At 65.5% G+C, this 16,372-nt stretch carries 16 protein-coding genes; 7 read left to right on the top strand and 9 right to left on the bottom strand.

Going from position 1 to position 16,372, the window contains the following annotated elements; all coding sequences use genetic code 11:
* Nucleotides 1-36: 36 nt before the first annotated feature.
* The 3 genes from EH231_RS29930 to EH231_RS29920 are packed head-to-tail and all read right to left on the bottom strand — an operon-like array spanning nucleotide 37 to nucleotide 2,854.
* Nucleotides 37-741 (bottom strand): queuosine precursor transporter, encoded by a 705-nt coding sequence (locus EH231_RS29930; protein ID WP_044514793.1) that lies wholly within the window; start codon nucleotides 739-741, stop codon nucleotides 37-39.
* A gap of 12 nt (nucleotides 742-753) precedes the next feature.
* A complete protein-coding gene (locus EH231_RS29925) occupies nucleotides 754-1,704 on the bottom strand; it encodes an ABC transporter substrate-binding protein (protein ID WP_124713895.1) in 951 nt (316 codons plus the stop codon).
* 16 nt (nucleotides 1,705-1,720) lie between these two features.
* Nucleotides 1,721-2,854, bottom strand: a complete 1,134-nt coding sequence (locus EH231_RS29920; RefSeq protein ID WP_124713894.1) for a YeiH family protein — start codon at nucleotides 2,852-2,854, stop codon at nucleotides 1,721-1,723.
* A 266-nt stretch (nucleotides 2,855-3,120) separates the two neighbouring features.
* On the opposite strand from EH231_RS29920, the gene EH231_RS29910 reads away from it, so the two are divergent.
* Together EH231_RS29910 and EH231_RS29905 are read left to right on the top strand one after the other, a co-directional pair.
* Entirely contained in the window at nucleotides 3,121-3,408 is a 288-nt protein-coding gene (locus tag EH231_RS29910; protein ID WP_090433837.1) for a hypothetical protein, read from the top strand.
* A gap of 38 nt (nucleotides 3,409-3,446) precedes the next feature.
* Nucleotides 3,447-3,761 carry a heme-binding protein gene (locus tag EH231_RS29905; RefSeq protein ID WP_090433737.1) on the top strand — a complete coding sequence of 105 codons (315 nt, stop codon included), beginning with the start codon at nucleotides 3,447-3,449 and terminating at the stop codon, nucleotides 3,759-3,761.
* 24 nt (nucleotides 3,762-3,785) lie between these two features.
* On the opposite strand, the gene EH231_RS29900 is transcribed toward EH231_RS29905, so the two are convergent.
* The gene (locus EH231_RS29900; protein ID WP_090433739.1) at nucleotides 3,786-4,388 is read right to left on the bottom strand and encodes a TetR/AcrR family transcriptional regulator C-terminal domain-containing protein; all 603 of its coding nucleotides are present in this window, start codon (nucleotides 4,386-4,388) and stop codon (nucleotides 3,786-3,788) included.
* Between the two features lie 89 nt (nucleotides 4,389-4,477).
* On the opposite strand from EH231_RS29900, the gene EH231_RS34030 reads away from it, so the two are divergent.
* From EH231_RS34030 to EH231_RS29890, 3 genes are read left to right on the top strand one after another with little or no spacing between them, the layout of a single operon-like run.
* Complete coding sequence (locus EH231_RS34030; protein ID WP_164481079.1) at nucleotides 4,478-4,627, top strand: hypothetical protein; 150 nt, start codon at nucleotides 4,478-4,480, stop codon at nucleotides 4,625-4,627.
* A 9-nt stretch (nucleotides 4,628-4,636) separates the two neighbouring features.
* Entirely contained in the window at nucleotides 4,637-6,265 is a 1,629-nt protein-coding gene (locus EH231_RS29895) for an amidohydrolase (protein WP_124713893.1), read from the top strand.
* Nucleotides 6,266-6,276: 11 nt separating this feature from the next.
* Nucleotides 6,277-7,620: an APC family permease gene (locus EH231_RS29890; RefSeq protein WP_090433743.1), complete on the top strand. Its 1,344-nt coding sequence runs from the start codon at nucleotides 6,277-6,279 to the stop codon at nucleotides 7,618-7,620.
* Between the two features lie 20 nt (nucleotides 7,621-7,640).
* Here EH231_RS29890 and EH231_RS29885 read toward each other — a convergent pair whose 3' ends face one another.
* Nucleotides 7,641-8,063: an organic hydroperoxide resistance protein gene (locus EH231_RS29885; protein WP_044514805.1), complete on the bottom strand. Its 423-nt coding sequence runs from the start codon at nucleotides 8,061-8,063 to the stop codon at nucleotides 7,641-7,643.
* Nucleotides 8,064-8,174: 111 nt separating this feature from the next.
* On the opposite strand from EH231_RS29885, the gene EH231_RS29880 reads away from it, so the two are divergent.
* Nucleotides 8,175-8,618, top strand: a complete 444-nt coding sequence (locus EH231_RS29880) for a MarR family winged helix-turn-helix transcriptional regulator (RefSeq protein ID WP_090433745.1) — start codon at nucleotides 8,175-8,177, stop codon at nucleotides 8,616-8,618.
* On the opposite strand, the gene EH231_RS29875 is transcribed toward EH231_RS29880, so the two are convergent.
* From EH231_RS29875 to EH231_RS29860, 4 genes are all read right to left on the bottom strand, one after another.
* Nucleotides 8,603-10,582 (bottom strand): universal stress protein, encoded by a 1,980-nt coding sequence (locus EH231_RS29875; RefSeq protein ID WP_124713892.1) that lies wholly within the window; start codon nucleotides 10,580-10,582, stop codon nucleotides 8,603-8,605. The two genes, EH231_RS29880 and EH231_RS29875, sit on opposite strands and share 16 nt — an antisense overlap.
* A 293-nt stretch (nucleotides 10,583-10,875) precedes the next feature.
* Nucleotides 10,876-11,901 carry an alcohol dehydrogenase catalytic domain-containing protein gene (locus EH231_RS29870; protein ID WP_124714423.1) on the bottom strand — a complete coding sequence of 342 codons (1,026 nt, stop codon included), beginning with the start codon at nucleotides 11,899-11,901 and terminating at the stop codon, nucleotides 10,876-10,878.
* A 2-nt stretch (nucleotides 11,902-11,903) separates the two neighbouring features.
* On the bottom strand, nucleotides 11,904-13,820 hold the full coding sequence (locus EH231_RS29865; RefSeq protein ID WP_090433750.1) for a flavin-containing monooxygenase: 1,917 nt from the start codon (nucleotides 13,818-13,820) through the stop codon (nucleotides 11,904-11,906).
* A 363-nt stretch (nucleotides 13,821-14,183) separates the two neighbouring features.
* A complete protein-coding gene (locus EH231_RS29860; protein WP_090433752.1) occupies nucleotides 14,184-14,810 on the bottom strand; it encodes a TetR/AcrR family transcriptional regulator in 627 nt (208 codons plus the stop codon).
* A 93-nt stretch (nucleotides 14,811-14,903) separates the two neighbouring features.
* Here EH231_RS29860 and EH231_RS29855 point away from each other — a divergent pair, with 93 nt between their 5' ends.
* Nucleotides 14,904-16,319 (top strand): amidohydrolase family protein, encoded by a 1,416-nt coding sequence (locus tag EH231_RS29855; RefSeq protein ID WP_090433754.1) that lies wholly within the window; start codon nucleotides 14,904-14,906, stop codon nucleotides 16,317-16,319.
* Nucleotides 16,320-16,372: the final 53 nt, after the last annotated feature.

Below are 16,372 nucleotides of genomic sequence, written 5' to 3'. Positions count from 1 at the left end.
CTCTATGAACCTTGCCAGAGGTGCCTTATCGAAGCCTCAAACGGCGGCCTGATATGTGGGCTCGCGGCGCTTGATGGTGGCGATCACGCGGTAGGTGATCGGCAGCATGACCACCTCGACCGCGGTCTTGTAGACCCAGCCCAGCGCCGTGTAAGTGACGAAGTCGCCAAAGGTGCTGATACCGATCGCACTGGCCGCGATGCCGCAGAACACCAGGGTGTCGCCGAGCTGGCCGGCGAAGGTGGATCCGACCAGGCGGGCCCACAGGTGCTTCTCCTTGGTCCGCTCTTTGATGGCCACCACGACCCAGGCATTGATGGTCTGTCCGACGATGAACCCGGCCAGGCCTGCCACGATCAACTGGGTGTAGGCGTGGACGATGTTCTCGAAGTGCTCCTGGTTGGTGTAGAAGTCCGCCGCGGGAAGGTAGATCGTGATCCAGAATGCCAGTGCGGCTAGTGCGTTCATGGAGAATCCGAGGAAGATCGCACGGCGCGCAGCCTTGAATCCGTACACCTCGGAGAGCACGTCGCCGATTACGTAGGTCAGCGGGAAGACGATGAAACCGCCGTCGGTGATGATCGACCAGTTGCCGATGACCGGCCCGAAGGCGACGCCCTTGGTCGCGGTCACGTTGGAGATGATCACCAAGGCCGTAAAGACCGCGACGAGCACCGGATAGTAGGCCGAGCCGACGATGGCGGTACCGCGGTGCTCGGAGTGCTCCTGGGTGCTTGTCACCCGGTCATCTTGTCAGGTCAGCGCACGGTTGAGCAGGGGCGGCAGTTGATCGGCCACCACGGGGTAGGACAGCGGCGAGGCGAACGCGATGGCGCCGGCCAGGTCTTTTGGCGTGAAAATGTGCCGTTTACGGGTGGTCGCTCTGAGCTCGGCGATGGTCGGGTCGGCCAGTAGGGCGTCGCGCTCCTGATCGCTCTCGGTGGTCCAGATCAGCACGTCGGCCGCGTCGAGCACCGAGGCGAAGTCCGAGCGCGGGATCAGTTCGGGGGTCGGGGGTACGACGAAGCCCATCTGGGTGAGAAATTCAGTGCGCCACCCCGTCTGGGTCTGCACACCGTCGCGGAACAACGTACCGGCGAGCAGCATGGCCTTCTTGCCGGCGAACCCCGGGTTGTTCGTGGACACCGCCTTGAACCTGTCGTCCACGCCGGCGATGAGGGCCGTCATCGCATCGTTCTGGAACAGCGCCTGGCCGATGAGGGTGGCCTGGTCGCGCCACGGTTCGAAGAACGCGTCAGGTCCGGACTGCGCGATGGTCGGGGCGATCTCGGAGAGTTTGGCGTAGGTGTCGGCGTCGAGCCCGGCGTTGGTGGCCACGATCAGGTCCGGTTTGAGCGCTGCGATCTCGTCGACCTGGATGCCGTCGTTCAGGCCGAGCACGGTGGGCTGGGCGCCCCCGAGTTTCGGTTGCGCCCAGGGCCACACCGCGTACGGCTCGCCCCCGAACCATTCGGTCGTCGCGATCGGGACCACACCCAGGGCCAGCAGGTCGTCCTGTTCGGTGAATCCCGCGCTGACCACCCGTTGCGGTGGTCCCGGGATGTTGGTGTCCCCGAAGAGGTGGCGGACGGTCACCGAACCGTCTTTCTTGACTTCGCCGGGCTTTTGCGTGCTACATGCGGCGACGAGGGTCATCGCGGCGGTGACCGCGAAAAACCCTCGTCGTGACCAGGTTGTCGGCACTTAGCCAGGGTAACGGTTACCCCGTGCCGAAGCTGCCGAACAAACCGCCGAACAGCAGGGAGGCCAACCCGAGCGCCACCACGATGTTGACCACGGTGGCCGCGGCGAACAGCACGATGGGCCGCCAGCCGGCCTCTTTGAGGCCGCGGAGTGAGAATTCCAGTCCGATCGCCACGAAAGCGAAGATCAGGAACCAGGTCCGCAGGTCGTTGACCGTTGCGATCGCCGTTTTGCCGTCGGACACGAACTGCAGGTACAGCGTGCCGATGACCGAGGCGGCGATGAATCCGAGCACGAATTTGGGGAAGCGGTCCCAGAATTCGCGCAGCGACGGGCGGGCCACCGCCGGGTCGGGGGTGTCGGACTGGCGCTCGACCTTGCACGCGAAGTAGGCGGTGAGGGCTATGGCGACAATGCCGATAAGTGCGTTCTGGGTGGTCTTGACGATCGTGGCGATCTGCAGGGCCTGCTCGCCGGCGATCGTGCCTGCCGCGGCCACGGCTGCCGTGGTGTCGATGTTGCCGCCGATCCAGGCTCCGGCGACCGCGTCGGACAATCCGAACACGTCGGCCAGCCAGGGCAGCAGAAAGATCGAGGGGAGCGCGAACACGATGACGAGCGACGCGGCGTAGGCCAGTTGCTCTTTTCGGGCTTGTACCGCACCGGCGGCTGCGATGGCCGCGCTCACCCCGCAGATGGAGACGGCCGAGGCGAGCAGTGCTCGCAGTTTGTCGTCGAGACCGAGTCGTCCGCCCAGCCACCAGGTGAACCCGAAGACGATCGAAATCAGCAGCAGGGCTTGGATGATCGCCGGTCCCGCAGCGGTGGCAAGCACCTTGAGATTGATCGATGCTCCCAACAGGACCAGGCCGGTCTTGATGAAGAACTCGGTGCGAAAGCCCTGGGACAGGACGTCGCGGAGTGCGAACTTGGCCAGAAGCGCGTTGCCGATCAACCCGAGAGCGATTGCGTAGACAGGGAATTCGACTGATTTGGCGATCTTGGCCAAAGGAGTTCCGGCGGCCCAGTGAGGAACCTGGGTCTCCAGGAAGCGGGTCGCCGCACCGAGCGCGATGACCACCAGCACGCCGGCGACGGCGTAGCCGATCTTCGGCGAGCGCTCTTGCGAGCGTTCCTCGGTGCTGGTCATGGGATCACGCTGCCGGGGATGGCACCGACGAGCACGAGAGCCAGTAGGGTGAGGCCGACGATCACGGCCAGCCAGTCTTCGTTCACGCGCGTCAGGCTAGAGAGCTCCAAAACCGCCGGGGAGCCTTGCGATCTCTGCGAATACAACCGGTTACGAACGAGGTGCATCCTGGCATTGGACCGGTTATTGTCGATCCCGCATATAGGGCGTCCCCCGGGAATTACTCTCGACTCACGGGGACCTACCGAGGAGTGGTCATGCGGAGCATGTGGCGTCCAGTGTTACTCGGCCTGGCCAGTTTAACTGTACCGATCGCCGTCGCCTCCGCGCCGCCCGCCGCCGCTGATTGTGTCGATGCCGGCGGTTCGACGGTGTGCGCGCAGGGCAACGTCCGCGGCGGGGGGCCGACACCCCCGAAGGCGGGCCCCTACTACCCGTATTACTGCGCCAACGACTGGTACTGCGCCGGCGGGGGCTTGGAAATCAACATCGACCCCCGCCCGCCCGACAACGGTGGTGGTGGTGGCGGCGGCTGGCGGCCGGGGCGTCCGTGAGCCTTAGCTCAGTTATCCGAGTCGATTTAGGAGCCACGATGTTCACCCGTGTGATCGCCACCGGCGCAATCAGCCTGTCGCTCTTGGCCGTTGGCGCGCCTATCGCTGTCGCGGACGAGCCGAACTGCACGGCTGCCGACCTGGCCGGTGTGATGGCCGGGGTCCGCGCGGCCACCTCGGCCTACCTGTTCACCCATCCCGACGTCAATGACTTCTTCACCAGCCTCAAGGGGCAGTCGAACGACCAGATGGAAGATTCGGTGCAGGTATACCTCGAGGACAAGCCGCAGATCCGGGCCGAACTGCAGGGCCTGCGGCAACCGGCGACTGATTTCCGTAACCGCTGCGGGTAATCGCGATTCACAGTGTGGGCTGGGTCAGGCCCGGACCAGCCCGCGGAGCAGCACCGCCAGTCCGTACTCGAACGCGTCGTCGGCGCGCGCCGGCCTGGGCGCGCCCGTGGCCAGCGCGGCGGTCAACTCCGGACCGACCGGGTCCCCGGACTCCCACGGTTTGTCGGGGGCGGTGAGGTCGAGGGCCGACCCCAGCACGTAGTTGTCGACCAGGGTGATGGTCCGCAGCGTGTCGGTGGGGCTGAACCCCGCGCGGGTCAGGGTGACGGCCAGTGCGTTGTACATCGTGAGGGCCTGGCTGCTGTTGACGGCATGGGCGGTGAGCAGGGGAATCAGGCGCGGGTAGCGGGCGAAGCTGTTGCGGTATGACCGCATGATGTCGGCCAGGATGTCGGCCCACGGCCGGTCGGCGTCGATGTCGGGTAACTCGACTTCCGACATCGCCCGTTCGCGGAGCAGTTCGACGATCTGCTCGCGCCCGGACACGTGGTTGTACAGCGATGACGGGCTGACCTTGAGCCTGCGGGCCAGTTCGGGGATGGTGAATCCCCCCGTTGTGTTGACGAGATCCATTGCCGTACTGGCAATCCGGTCCATTGACAGGATCGGTATCGATGGACGCCCCATGACTTGTTCCCCCCTGATTTCATCTCACCACTTTACAAAGGGTGGTCTGGGTCACAGAATAAACGAATTCCATTCGCTTTAGGAGTGACATGACCACGCTCACTGCGGCCGCCCGCGCACCGCTGCCATGCGGTGCCGCCTCGCGGCGGCGGCTCGTGCGGGTGGGTCGGTGTGGCTCTGACCTCGATGAACTCACCAACGTGCTCCGCGGGATCGCGGTGCTTCTGCCCGAGAAATAGGACCAATTTGTGACTTCGTTCTCCGTGCCGGACAAGGCTGCGACCCTCTTCCACGGCGGTGCGATCTGGACGCCCACGACGACGACCGATGCGCTGCTCGTCGCCGACGGGGTGGTGCAGGCTGTGGGCGACGACGCGTTGGCATCGGCGGCCGATCGGAAGATCGACCTGGAGGGCGGCTTCCTGATGCCGTCGTTCGGTGACGGCCACGCACATCCGCTGTTCGGCGGTTTGGAGTCGGCGGGCCCCGCGGTCCGGCCCTGCCGGTCGATCGACGAAATTGTTTCGGCGGTAAAGGAGTTCGCGGACGCGAACCCCGACCAGGAGTGGATCGTCGGCGCGTCGTACGACGGCAGCCTTGCCCCCGGTGGATTGTTCGACGCGCGATGGCTCGACGCGGCGGTCCCGGACCGCCCCGTGGTGTTGCGCGCCTGGGATTACCACACCTTCTGGGTCAATTCGGTTGCATTGCAGCGCGCCGGCATCACCGCGGACAGCCCCGAGCCGGTACTCGGCGAGATTCCGCGCCGTGAGGACGGCTCACCGCTGGGCACGTTGCGTGAATGGGGTGCCACCGACCTGATCACCGCGGTCATGCCGGCCCTTGACGAGACCGTCCGGGTCGCGGCCTTGGGTACAGCCGCCGACTACTATCTGGCGCGCGGTGTGACGTGGGTTCAGGACGCCTGGGTCGAGCCGGCCGAGCTGGACACCTACCTCGCGGCCGTCCGGCAGGGCACTCTGCGGATGCGGTTCAATCTCGCCTTCTACGCCGACCCGCGCCACTTCGACACCCAGGTCACGCAATACGCTGCGGCCAGGGACCGGGTTCAGGCCGCGGGTTCACCGCTGCTGACCGCGCAGACCGTGAAGTTCTTCGCCGACGGCGTGGTGGAGAACGAGACCGGTGCGCTGCTGGAGCCGTACTGCTCGGGCCTGCACTCGCACGGCATGCAGTTGTGGGAGGGCAACGCTCTGGCCGAGGCGGCCAAGAGGGTCGACGATCTGGGTCTGCAGATCCACATCCACGCGATCGGCGATGCCGCGGTGCGCCAGGCCCTCGATGCCATCGAACACGTTGCGCGGCATAACGGTCCGCGGGACCGGCGACCCGTGATCGCGCACGCCCAGTTAGTGGACGACGCCGACCTGGGCCGGTTCGCCGAGCTCGGTGTCATCCCGAACATGCAGCCGCTGTGGGCGCAGATGGACGCCCTGATGACAGTGCTCACGATTCCCCGGCTGGGAGCGCAGCGGGCTGATCGGCAGTATCGGATGCGCACGCTGGAGAGTTCAGGTGCGGCGCTGGCGTTCGGATCGGATTGGCCGGTGTCCTCGGGTGCGCCGCTGGACGGTATCGCCGTCGCGGTCTCGCGGTGCACGTCCGAGGGTGAGCCGGCGGGCGGCTGGACCCCCGAAGAGGTCCTTCCGATCGAGCACGCGCTGACGTCCTACACCACTGCCGTGGCGTATCAGGCTTTCGCGGAAGAGAATTGGGGCCGCATCGTTCCCGGCTCGAGTGCTGATCTGGTGTGGTTGGACCGCGATCCGAGGTATCTCTCACCATCCGAGCTTCCGGCGCTGAAGGTGCGCGCCACCTATCTGCAGGGCGCACAGGTCTATTCGGCCGAGCAATGAGAGGAACTGGCATGTCCGATGTGGCTGAAGTGACCGAGGGGCGGCTGCGCCGTGCTCTGGGGTTGCCGTCGTTGGTGCTGTTCGGTCTGGTCTACATGGTGCCGCTCACGGTGTTCACCACCTACGGCATCGTCACCCAGACCACCGGCGGCCGGTTGTCGGTCGCATATCTGGTGACGCTGGCGGCCATGGTGTTCACCGCCCGGTCGTACGCCATGATGGCGGTCGCCTACCCAGTCGCTGGATCGGCATACACCTACACGCAGAAGACTTTCGGCGCCCCGGTCGGGTTTCTCGCCGGATGGTCGCTCCTGCTGGATTACCTCTTCTTGCCCATGATCAACTACCTGGTGATCGGGATCTATCTGCACGCCGCACTGCCCGCGATTCCGTCCTGGGTGTTCGTCGTACTGTCCATCGCGATCGTGACCGTGCTCAACATCGTCGGCATCGTGTCGGTGGCCAGGGCGAACTTCGTCATCATCGCGGTGCAGGCGATCTTCATCGTGACTTTCTTGGTGCTGGCCACCTCCAAGGTGTTGAGCCTGGGCACGCTCGATCTGATGGCTCCGATCCACGGCGACGGGACCACGACCGGATTCAGCCCTGTGTTGGCCGGAGCGGCGATCCTGTGCCTGTCGTTCCTGGGATTCGATGCGGTGTCCACGTTGTCCGAGGAGGCCAAGGAACCCAGACGGTCTGTGCCGCAGGCGATCATGATCGCAACGCTGGTGTCGGGCGTGATCTTCGTCGTGCTGTCCTATCTCGGGCAGCTGGTGTTTCCTTCCAACCAGTTCGCCGATGTCGAGTCCGGGTCCCTGGACCTGATGCTGACCGCGGGCGGGCAGTTCCTGCAGACCTTCTTCACCGCGGCCTACGTCGCCGGTGCGCTCGGATCCGCCATCACCTCGCAGGCCTCGGTGGCCCGAATCCTGTACGCGATGGGACGCGACGGCATCCTGCCGCGCCCGGTCTTCGGTTACGTCTCGCCGCGGTTCGCCACCCCTGTGTACGCGATCCTGGCGGTGTCGGTCGTATCGCTGCTGGCGACCGTCATCTCCCTGGCCACGCTGGCCTCGCTGATCAGTTTTGGTGCGCTGGTGGCATTCTCGGTGGTCAACCTGTCGGTTATCAAGCATTACTTCGTCGACCGACAGGAACGCGACGGCTTCCAGGTGTTCAGCAAGCTCGTCCTGCCACTGACCGGTTTCCTGCTGACCGTATGGCTGTGGACGAGTTTGTCCGGGACCACGCTGATCGTCGGGTTGTGCTGGCTGGCAGTGGGATTCGTGTGGCTGGCCGGGGTTACCCGTGGTTTCCAGCGGCCGACGCCGGTGCTGGACATGAAGGAGTAACCCCGGCCGGGCGCAACGTGTCAGGCCACGCTGATTGTGACGTCGATGTTGCCGCGGGTCGCCTTGGAATACGGGCAGACCTGGTGCGCGTCATCGGCGATCGCCTGGGCGGTTTCCCGGTCGACACCCGGGATCGTGACGTTGAGCCGGGCCCGCAATGAGAAAGCTCCATCGGTGTTGAGCAGGTCGACCTCGGCGTCCACCGCGGTCTCGGCGGGCAGCTTCACGTTGTGCTTGCCCGCGGTCAGGCCCATGGCGCTCAGGAAGCACGCCGACCAGCCGGCCGCGAACAACTGCTCGGGGTTGGTGCCGGCGCCGTTGCCACCCGGCGGGGTGAGCTGGATGTCGAGGTTGCCGTCGGAGCTGTAGGACTCGCCCTGTCTCCCGCCGGTGGTGTGGGTCTGCGCGGTGTAGAGGACGTTGTCGGTCTGGCTGCTGGTCACTGCGGTCTCCTTTGTATGGATGGTCCGACGCAATTGGATGCGTTAGAGATGAACGCAGGATGCTCCGCATTCCATCCCATCCGATTGAATCGGATCCGATATAATTTTGGCATGGCACCTGAGGCTCCGCAGCTCTCCGATTTTCTGTGCTTTGCCATCTACTCGGCCAACCTCGCGTACGGCAAGGCCTACAAGCCGATCCTGGACAGCAAGGGCATCACGTACACGCAGTACATCGCGATTGTCGCGCTCTCAGAACAGGACCGTCAGACCGTGGGCGGGCTGGGCGAAAAGCTGTTCCTGGAGTCCAACACGTTGACGCCCATCCTCAAGAAGCTCGAAGCGCTGGGATACGTCACACGGCAGCGTGATCCCAGCGACGAGCGTCAGGTGGTGGTCAGCCTCACCGAGGCCGGCCGTGAACTCCGCGCGGAGGCGTTCGAGATGGACCTCGTGGCGGCCACCGGTCTGTCACTGGACGAACTCAGGATCATGCAGCGCGGAGTTTCCACGCTCCGGGACAACCTCCGTAAGCACGTTCAGGACAGCGTCTGACAGCTGTGCTCCTCGGGCACGACCATCACCGGAGTCGTGGAATGCGCGACGACGGCGGCGGCCACGCTGCCTTCCAAGTGGCCCAGTAGTCCGTTGCGCCGGTGCGGGCCGACCACGATGAGGCTCGCGTTGTGCTCGTCGGCGGTCTCGACGATGCCCTTCCAAATTGGCGCGGCTTCGACGGCCAACGCCTGGGCCGAGAAGCCCGCCCGGTTGGCCAGCGATGCGCCGTGCGCGGCCGTCTGCTGGGCGACGCGGCGCACTTCGGTGGCCTGATCGGCATCGAAGTGCATGGTCTCGACCGGCGTGAATCCGACATCGACCGGCTGCCAGACGCACACCACCAGCGCGTCGCGGTGGGCTGACAGCTCGGCTGCCGCATGTTCGATGGCGGACGCGGCGCGCGGTGTTCCGTCGTAGGCCAGCAGCACCGGCCCGGGGGAGATCGAACTCGAGCCCTGTGCGATCGGCACAGCGGGATGGGCGGCGCCGGACGGGGTGATCGGTGCGGGCAGGCCGCGACGGAGCCGTGCCAGCAGTGGCGGCGAGTACCAGGCTGGGGATTCGCCATCGAGGAACTGATCAAGGTCGGGCTGCTGGGGCCGGGCGCCGCTGAGGACGTAGACGGCCACCCCGAAGATGGCGCCGCCGACCGACAGTCCGAATCCGACCCATAACGCGTCGCCGGCTCCCACGGTGAGACCGCCGGCGGCGGTGGCCGCGAAGTGGGCGAAGATCGGCGCCACCATGAAGGCGGCGACGGCCCGCAGCAATTCGATGATCGCGAACACGCGTTGAAGGCTGTTGGACTGCAGCGAGAAACCGGCGACGAACAATGCGGGGGCCACCGTGGCGCCCAACGCCAGCCCGGTCAGCGCCGAGGCGAGAAGGGCAAGTGGCTGGTTCGCCGGGATGGCGAGCCGGAACACCAGGATCCCCGCGGCGAGCAGCGCCATGCCGACGAGTGGCAGGTAGTGCATCGCTCGCCTGGAGATGACGGCGCCGAACACGAAGGCCATCACGATGGCACCGCCGAGTTCCGGGAGGTACAGCAGCCCGACCTGCACCGGACTGTAGGTCTGCATGAAGACCTCGGCCGTCAACGCGGTCGCCGCCACCGATGCCGCGGCCGCGAAAAGTGCGAGACCGACACCGGCGACCGGGATCGAACTGGTGAGCATCGTGCGGACGGTCAGCAACGGGCGACGGGCCCGGAACTGGTAGGCGATGAGCACCACGATCAGGGCCAGGCCGCCCACCATCGGCGCGAGCGCCGCCGGGTCGGTGAAACTGTGACTGGTGAGTTGTGCGGCACCGATGAAGGCAGCGGCGCAGCCAACGGCGGCCAGTCCGATCGCCTTCAAGTCCCGCGGCGCGTCGAGATCGGCCGGCGGCGCGTCCTCGAAGGTCAGAGCGGCCATCAGCAGAGCGAGGACGGAGATTCCCGCGATGATCCAGAACAGTGGACGCCACGCGTGGGCCTCGGCCTGCACTCCGCCGATGAACGGGCCGAGAGCCACGGCGCCGAACACGCACATGTTCATGATCACGGCCGTGTAGCGCAGTTTGTCTCTCGGGAAGCCGATGGTCAGAGGCGGCGCCGCGGCGATCAGCAGCATGCTGGTCGCCAGTCCCTGCAGGACGTGACCGGAGATGAACATGGCCCCGTTGACTGCCGAAGCGGCGAGAATCGAGCCCAGGACAAGTACCACCGCGTAGGCGAGCAGCATCCGGCGCTGGGGTAGGTGCTGGGCGAACTGGACGGCCAGGACGGTCCCCACCGCATAGGCTGCGTTGCCGAGACCGAAGCCCAGGCTCATGGCCTGGGCCGACATGTGCAGCTGTGCCGAGATGATCGGCACCAGCGGATCGACCGCGGCGGACAACGCCAGGTAGGGGATCAACGCCAAGGTGACCATGGCGGCCACCGCGGGATACCGGCCGGCGAGCGGACCCTGGCGCATCAGCGCAGCCCGGTGAGGGCTGTCGGCAGTGCCTGGCGCAGTGGCGCCAAGTTCGGACAGTCAACTAACGAGTTCGATTGGCGCACGTGTCCGTTTAACTGCCCACGCCGGAGGTGTTATTCCGTTGGCGGCGAGCAAATTCCGAAATGTGAAGCGACTCACGAAAATTTGCATAGTGCAACGATGTGTTGTAGCGGCCGGGCGGTGCCGACCGTGGCGTTCCTGCACGCGTTTGCCACGGTTTTCGTGCATACGTGCCACGTTCGCGGCCGGTGGCGGCTGACCCGCGCCAACTACGGCTTGAGCTGAACCTTCAGGTGCTCACCCGAACGGGAGAACGCCGCGGCATAACCATCGGCCGCTTCATCCAGCGACATCGTGGTGGTGAAGATTCCGTCGACGTCGAGCCGGCCGGCCTGCAGCAGCGGGATCAGCTCGGGCCAGGTCTGCTGTACCGGTGCGGTGGTCAGCCGGATGGTCAGGCTGCGCAGGAGGCAGGCCAGTGCGGGCATCGGGTAGGGCTGCAGATCGTGCACGCCGACGATGGACACCGTGCCGCCGGCGCGGACCGCGTCGATGACGTCGTTGATCGAGGCGTCCATGCCCACCGCGTCGATGACGGAGTCCACGCCGAGGCCGCCGGTGGCCTCCCGGATCGCCTGTGCAGAGGGCGGCGCGAAGGTGGTCGCCCCCGAGGCCGCTGCGCGGTCGCGTCTGGCCTCGACCGGGTCGACGGCGAAAACCTTTGCCGCACCGAGGGTGATGGCGCTACGCAGGGCGCACATGCCGACCGCGCCCAGGCCGATCACCGCGACGGAGCCGCCGATCGGGATTTCAGCGCGTTTGGCCGCCGCCCAGCCGGTGGCCAGGTTGTCGGTCAGCAGTAGCGCCTGCTCGGTGCTGATGCCATCCGGCATCTTCAGCAGCTGGAAGGTTGCGGCGGGTACGGCCAGCAGCTCGGCCTGGGCGCCGCCGAGGAATCCGGTGCCGAAGATCTGCGGTCCCTGCACGCAGCGGATCGGGTCCTGGGTAGCGCAGCCGCCGCAGTGCCCACATCCCGCGACCGAGGACACCAGCACCCGGTCGCCGACGGCGAATCCGGTTACCTCCGGCCCGATTTCGACAACCGTGCCGACAGCCTCATGTCCGACGGACACCGGGTCGGCGATGGGGTAGTGGCCTTCCAGGAAGTGTAGGTCCGACCCGCAGATCGAGGCGGCCTCGACCTTGACGATCGCCCCGTCCGGGCCGGGCAGGACCGGGTCCGGCCGGGTCTCGACGCTGACCTGACCCGAGCTATCGACGACGACCGCGCGCATACTCACGCCTCCTGCACTGTGAAGTCTGACCAGATGGGTTCGTTGATGGCAGAGCGGTATTCGCTCAACCTCCACGGGCTGACTGTGTGGATCTCGCCGTCAGCGTTCTTGAAGTACGAGTGTTTGACCGAGGGCTGTGCCCACACGGTTTGGCGGATCGCCTCCTGCGAGCGGCGGTGCCATTCCCTGGTCGGTTCGGGCAGCGGCTCCATGGTCCGTAGGCCTTCGGTGATGAGGTGCTCCAGGCACTTGTTGATGTAGCGCATCTGCAGTTCGGAGTTGAGGATGAGGCTGCCGCCGTGCGCGAGGTGTGTCCCCGGGCCGTAGGTCATGAAGAAGTTGGGGAAGCCGGGCACCGTGATGCCGCGATAGGCGTATGGACGTTGGCCCCAGACGTCATGCAGGTCGACGCCGTCGCGCCCGGTGATGGTCATCGGGAACAGCACGTCGGTGGCGCGAAAACCGGTGGCGTACACGATGATATCGACGTCGTGGGTCTGGCCGTCGGCCGTGACGATCCCGGTCGGGGTGATGCGTTCGATCGGGGTGCGGATCAGGTCCACGTTGTCGCGTTTGAGGGTGCCCAGCCAGCTGCCGTTGTCCTGCAGCGTGCGCTTCCCGGTGGCCGGGTAGTCGGGCAGCGCCTTGGCCAGCAGTTCGGGGTCGTCGCCGACCTGGGTGGTGATCCAGTCGGTGAACATGATTCGGGCGATGGCGTTGATCTCACTGACCGCGTTGCCCTGATCGTCGTAGTCAGGGTCCACCCGTGCGGCGTCCAGGCCCTTGTCGGCTCCGGGCCACAGCAACAGGAAGCGGTACCACCGGCCGTAGTACGGCAGGTGCTCCATTGCCCAGCGCACCCCGTCGGCGACGGGCTCGTGGTACATCGGGTTGGGGAACATCCACTGCGCGGTGCGCTGGAAGACCGTGAGGTGCTCGACCTTGTCGGCGATGGCTGGGGCGATCTGGAAGCCGCTGGCGCCTGCCCCGATCAGGGCGACCCGCTTGCCGGTGACGTCGACGTCGTGGTCCCACGCCGCGGAGTGAAATGCCGGTCCCGCAAAGGTTTCCGCGCCGGGGAAGTCGGGGATCTGCGGCCGGTTGAGCTGGCCGACGGCGGTGATGACCGCGTTGGCCCGCAGCGTCTCGGTGCCTGCGGCCGAGCGCACCGTGACGTTCCACATCGTGCCGTCCCACTCGGCGGAGACCACCTCGGTGTTCCACCGGATGTGGGGTTCCAGGTTGTGGCGGTCCACCACATCGCGGAAGTACTGGCGCAACTCGGGCTGCTCGGCGAAGAAGTGGTCCCAGTGGTTGCTGGGTTCGAAGCTGTAACAGTAGAAGTGGTTGGCCACGTCGACGCGGGCGCCGGGATAGCTGTTCTCCCACCAGGTTCCGCCCGGACCGGCGTTCTTCTCCACGATCGTGAAATCGATGTCGGCCTGCTTGAGGCGCACCCCGGCCAGCACGCCGGATTCTCCGCAGCCGATCACGACGACGCGGAAATCGTCGGTGTTCTCCAGCGTGGTGGGCCGGCGCGGATCGACACCCTCGAGGTCGAGTTCCTCCAGGACCAGCGGCAGGTTGTCGTCGTCGACCGCCTCGCAGGCCGCCCAGTCCAGCATCTCCCTGACCAGTTCGGCGGGCAGCGGGTCGGGGACCGGGCAACCGCGGTCGCGGTAGTCGGTGAGCACGGGCAGCGCGACCTCACGGACCCGTGCCTTGTCCTCCTCGCTCATGAAGCCCTGGACCTCGTTGAGGAACAGCCCGGCCTGCTTGAACTCGCGGATGTAGCGCGGGTCGCCGGTGATGTGCACGAGCGAGAGCAGCAGCGTCGGAATGCTGACCTGCTCTAATGCCGCCGCGATGTCGGCGTCGGGCGTGGTGAACGGCTGGCCGACATGGAAGCTCCGGGTCACGCGGCGTTACGCTACGCGCCGTAGCGTTATGTGACAAGGGGTGTTTTCAAGGACTGTTGGTTGCAATTCTCCGTGGCATTGTGCATTTCGGAATGGCAGACGATGGCGAATTCGCCATCTCGGACTGCAAAAGGTATGACTTTTGAGCTTCATGCCGGAAGGCTGCCAGTGTGCAGCCCAGCCGTTGCGCGGGCCGTTGATTCTGGCCGGCGACCGTGCACTGACGCACCAGCCTAAGTTTCGCTTCAATACAGGCCAGTCAGGGTGACGTTACAGGCCAGTCAGGGTGACGTTGTCGATTCAGCAAGTGGCCCGGCGCCGGGTCGAAGCGTAGGCCGAATTCACGGAGACGCGCGTCGCCCGTCAATCCATATCGGGCTCCAAGGCGGGGGTGAGCAGCACGAGCGAGCGTTCATAAGCCCGGTTTACCCGGTCGTCGTCTCCGGTTGCCACCATGTCGAGGTAGAGGCCGCGAATGATGCCGACAACAAGCGTCGCCAGTTCCCGGGCGCTGTCTGCGTCGACACCCTGGGCGCACAACGCGTCCTCCAACGGTGCGATCCATGCGTGCACGACCGACTGGGCGAACCATTCGTAATTCTCGGGTTTGCGAAGCGCCAGCCCGTACAACTCGAACAGGAAGATGAACTGTCGGGAGTACTCGGGGGCGAGCCACAGATTCCACAGTTCCCGTAGCACCTCGAGTGGACGGCCCTCGCTGCTAGCCCAGAACCCGTCGAACGCGCTGACCATCTGCCCGTGAATTTCTTGGCACACCTCTTGGATCAGTTCGTCCTTGCTGCCGAACTGCCGGATCAGTGTGGTGATGGACGCGCCGATGGCAGCGCCCAACGGGCGCAGTGACAGATCGGTGACACCCTTCTCCAGGACGTACTCCGTTGCTGCACGCAGTAACTCAGGCCTTCTGTGCTCCCAACGGAGGGACCGCCCGTCCGTGGTCGTCGAGTCGCCGTCGATCGCGTTCGCCATCCCACCATCTTATTGAGGACCTCCCTCCGTCTTTACCGAATCGAACGATTCGGATACTCTTGGGGAGGTCTGAATCACACAAGGAGCATCTTCATGACGTCGACACTCACCGCGGTAACCAATGTTCACCTGATTGACGGCCTCGGCGGACTGCCCCAGCGCGACGCGACGGTCATCATCGACGGAGACACGTTCCGCACGATCGGATCCGCCGCGAGCGTTGAAATGCCGGCTGGCGCCACTGTCGTCGACGGGCGACACCGTTGGATGCTGCCCGGATTCATCAACGGCAATGTCCACCTGCTGGATGCCTGGATGTTCATGGTGGGACCAGGCACCATTGAGTACCTCGCTCGCTGGGAGGGTCGCTACGTCGAGGTGATCGAAGAGGCAGCGCAGCTGGAGCTCCGCAACGGGGTCACCACCGTGTTCGACACCTACAACGCCCTCGAACCGGTCCTGGCCGCGCGTGACCGTATCAACGCCGGAACCGCCCAGGGTGCACGCATCTTCGCTGCCGGAGCGATCGTCGGCATGGGGGGCCCGTTCAGCGCCGACTTTCACTTCGCGGGCCGTAAGGCCGCCACGCAGTCGTTCGTCAACCGCGTCGACGCGCTGTTCGAGGCCGGGGTGGGCCATCAACTCAGTCTGTTGCCACGCCGTGAGATTCGTCCCCGCATCCGCGACTACCTCGCCCGCGGCGTGGACATGCTCAAGATCGCCGTCAGCGACCACATCTTCATGACAGTTGGGTTGGACCGTTCCTATCTCACCTTCACCCGGCCAGTGCTCGACCTCATGGTCGAAGAAGCGCGGTCGGCCGGGGTCCCAGTCTTGAGTCACAGCCTTTCAGTGGAATCACTCGAAACCGCTGTCGATCTTGGCGCGGATGTTCTGATCCACGCCAACTACACGATGGGCCAACCGATTCCGCACCACCTCGTTGACAAGATCGTCGCCAGCGACTCCTATGCCGAACTGCAGACCATTCACGACGACCACCGCGAGGGCCTGGAACAAGTCGGCAGCTGGGCCGCCCTGTTAGGCAGTGGTGCCTTCGCAGACAACGAGCGCACGCTCATCGGGGCCGACGCGAAGATCCTGATGGGCACCGACGCCGGGTGCCCGAGCGTGGACCATCTCAGCGATTTGTCCCCCCTCGAACGTGACGACCGGCCCTGGACCCTGGGCGGTGACCACTTCCACTGGACGCAGTCGATGGTCGAGAAGGGCATGACACCCTTGGCTGCCATCACCGCCGCCACCCTCAACGTCGCGCGTGGGTACCGAAAGGACCATCTCATCGGATCAATCGAGCCCGGCAAGCTCGCCGATTTCGTTCTGCTAGAAGCCGATCCGCTTGAAGACATCCGCCATCTGCGCGCGATCACCGACGTGTACCAAGCCGGGCGGGCGGTGGATCGTGACAGCCTCCCCACCCACCCGATGGTGACCACCCATCCCGCTGGTGAACACACCTCATACATCGCTGGCGCAAAAATAAGCTAGCTGCGGGCACCACCGCTGGCCCCTAAGCGTCGATCAGCAGATCCCGTGCGTCC

It is taken from the genome of Mycolicibacterium nivoides, assembly GCF_003855255.1.
Taxonomy (GTDB): Bacteria; Actinomycetota; Actinomycetes; order Mycobacteriales; family Mycobacteriaceae; genus Mycobacterium; species Mycobacterium nivoides.
This window is presented reverse-complemented; position numbering and strand designations above follow the sequence as displayed.

What these genes read in the sequence shown, in the direction of transcription:
- EH231_RS29855 (WP_090433754.1), top strand. Translation starts at nt 14,904, where the DNA reads ATGACGTCGACACTCACCGCGGTAACCAATGTTCACCTGATTGACGGC.
- EH231_RS29905 (WP_090433737.1), top strand. Translation starts at nt 3,447, where the DNA reads ATGTTCACCCGTGTGATCGCCACCGGCGCAATCAGCCTGTCGCTCTTG.
- EH231_RS29880 (WP_090433745.1), top strand. Translation starts at nt 8,175, where the DNA reads ATGGCACCTGAGGCTCCGCAGCTCTCCGATTTTCTGTGCTTTGCCATC.
- EH231_RS29870 (WP_124714423.1), bottom strand. Translation starts at nt 11,901, where the DNA reads ATGCGCGCGGTCGTCGTCGATAGCTCGGGTCAGGTCAGCGTCGAGACC.
- EH231_RS34030 (WP_164481079.1), top strand. Translation starts at nt 4,478, where the DNA reads ATGACCACGCTCACTGCGGCCGCCCGCGCACCGCTGCCATGCGGTGCC.
- EH231_RS29910 (WP_090433837.1), top strand. Translation starts at nt 3,121, where the DNA reads ATGTGGCGTCCAGTGTTACTCGGCCTGGCCAGTTTAACTGTACCGATC.
- EH231_RS29875 (WP_124713892.1), bottom strand. Translation starts at nt 10,582, where the DNA reads ATGCGCCAGGGTCCGCTCGCCGGCCGGTATCCCGCGGTGGCCGCCATG.
- EH231_RS29860 (WP_090433752.1), bottom strand. Translation starts at nt 14,810, where the DNA reads ATGGCGAACGCGATCGACGGCGACTCGACGACCACGGACGGGCGGTCC.
- EH231_RS29900 (WP_090433739.1), bottom strand. Translation starts at nt 4,388, where the DNA reads ATGGGGCGTCCATCGATACCGATCCTGTCAATGGACCGGATTGCCAGT.
- EH231_RS29890 (WP_090433743.1), top strand. Translation starts at nt 6,277, where the DNA reads ATGTCCGATGTGGCTGAAGTGACCGAGGGGCGGCTGCGCCGTGCTCTG.
- EH231_RS29920 (WP_124713894.1), bottom strand. Translation starts at nt 2,854, where the DNA reads ATGACCAGCACCGAGGAACGCTCGCAAGAGCGCTCGCCGAAGATCGGC.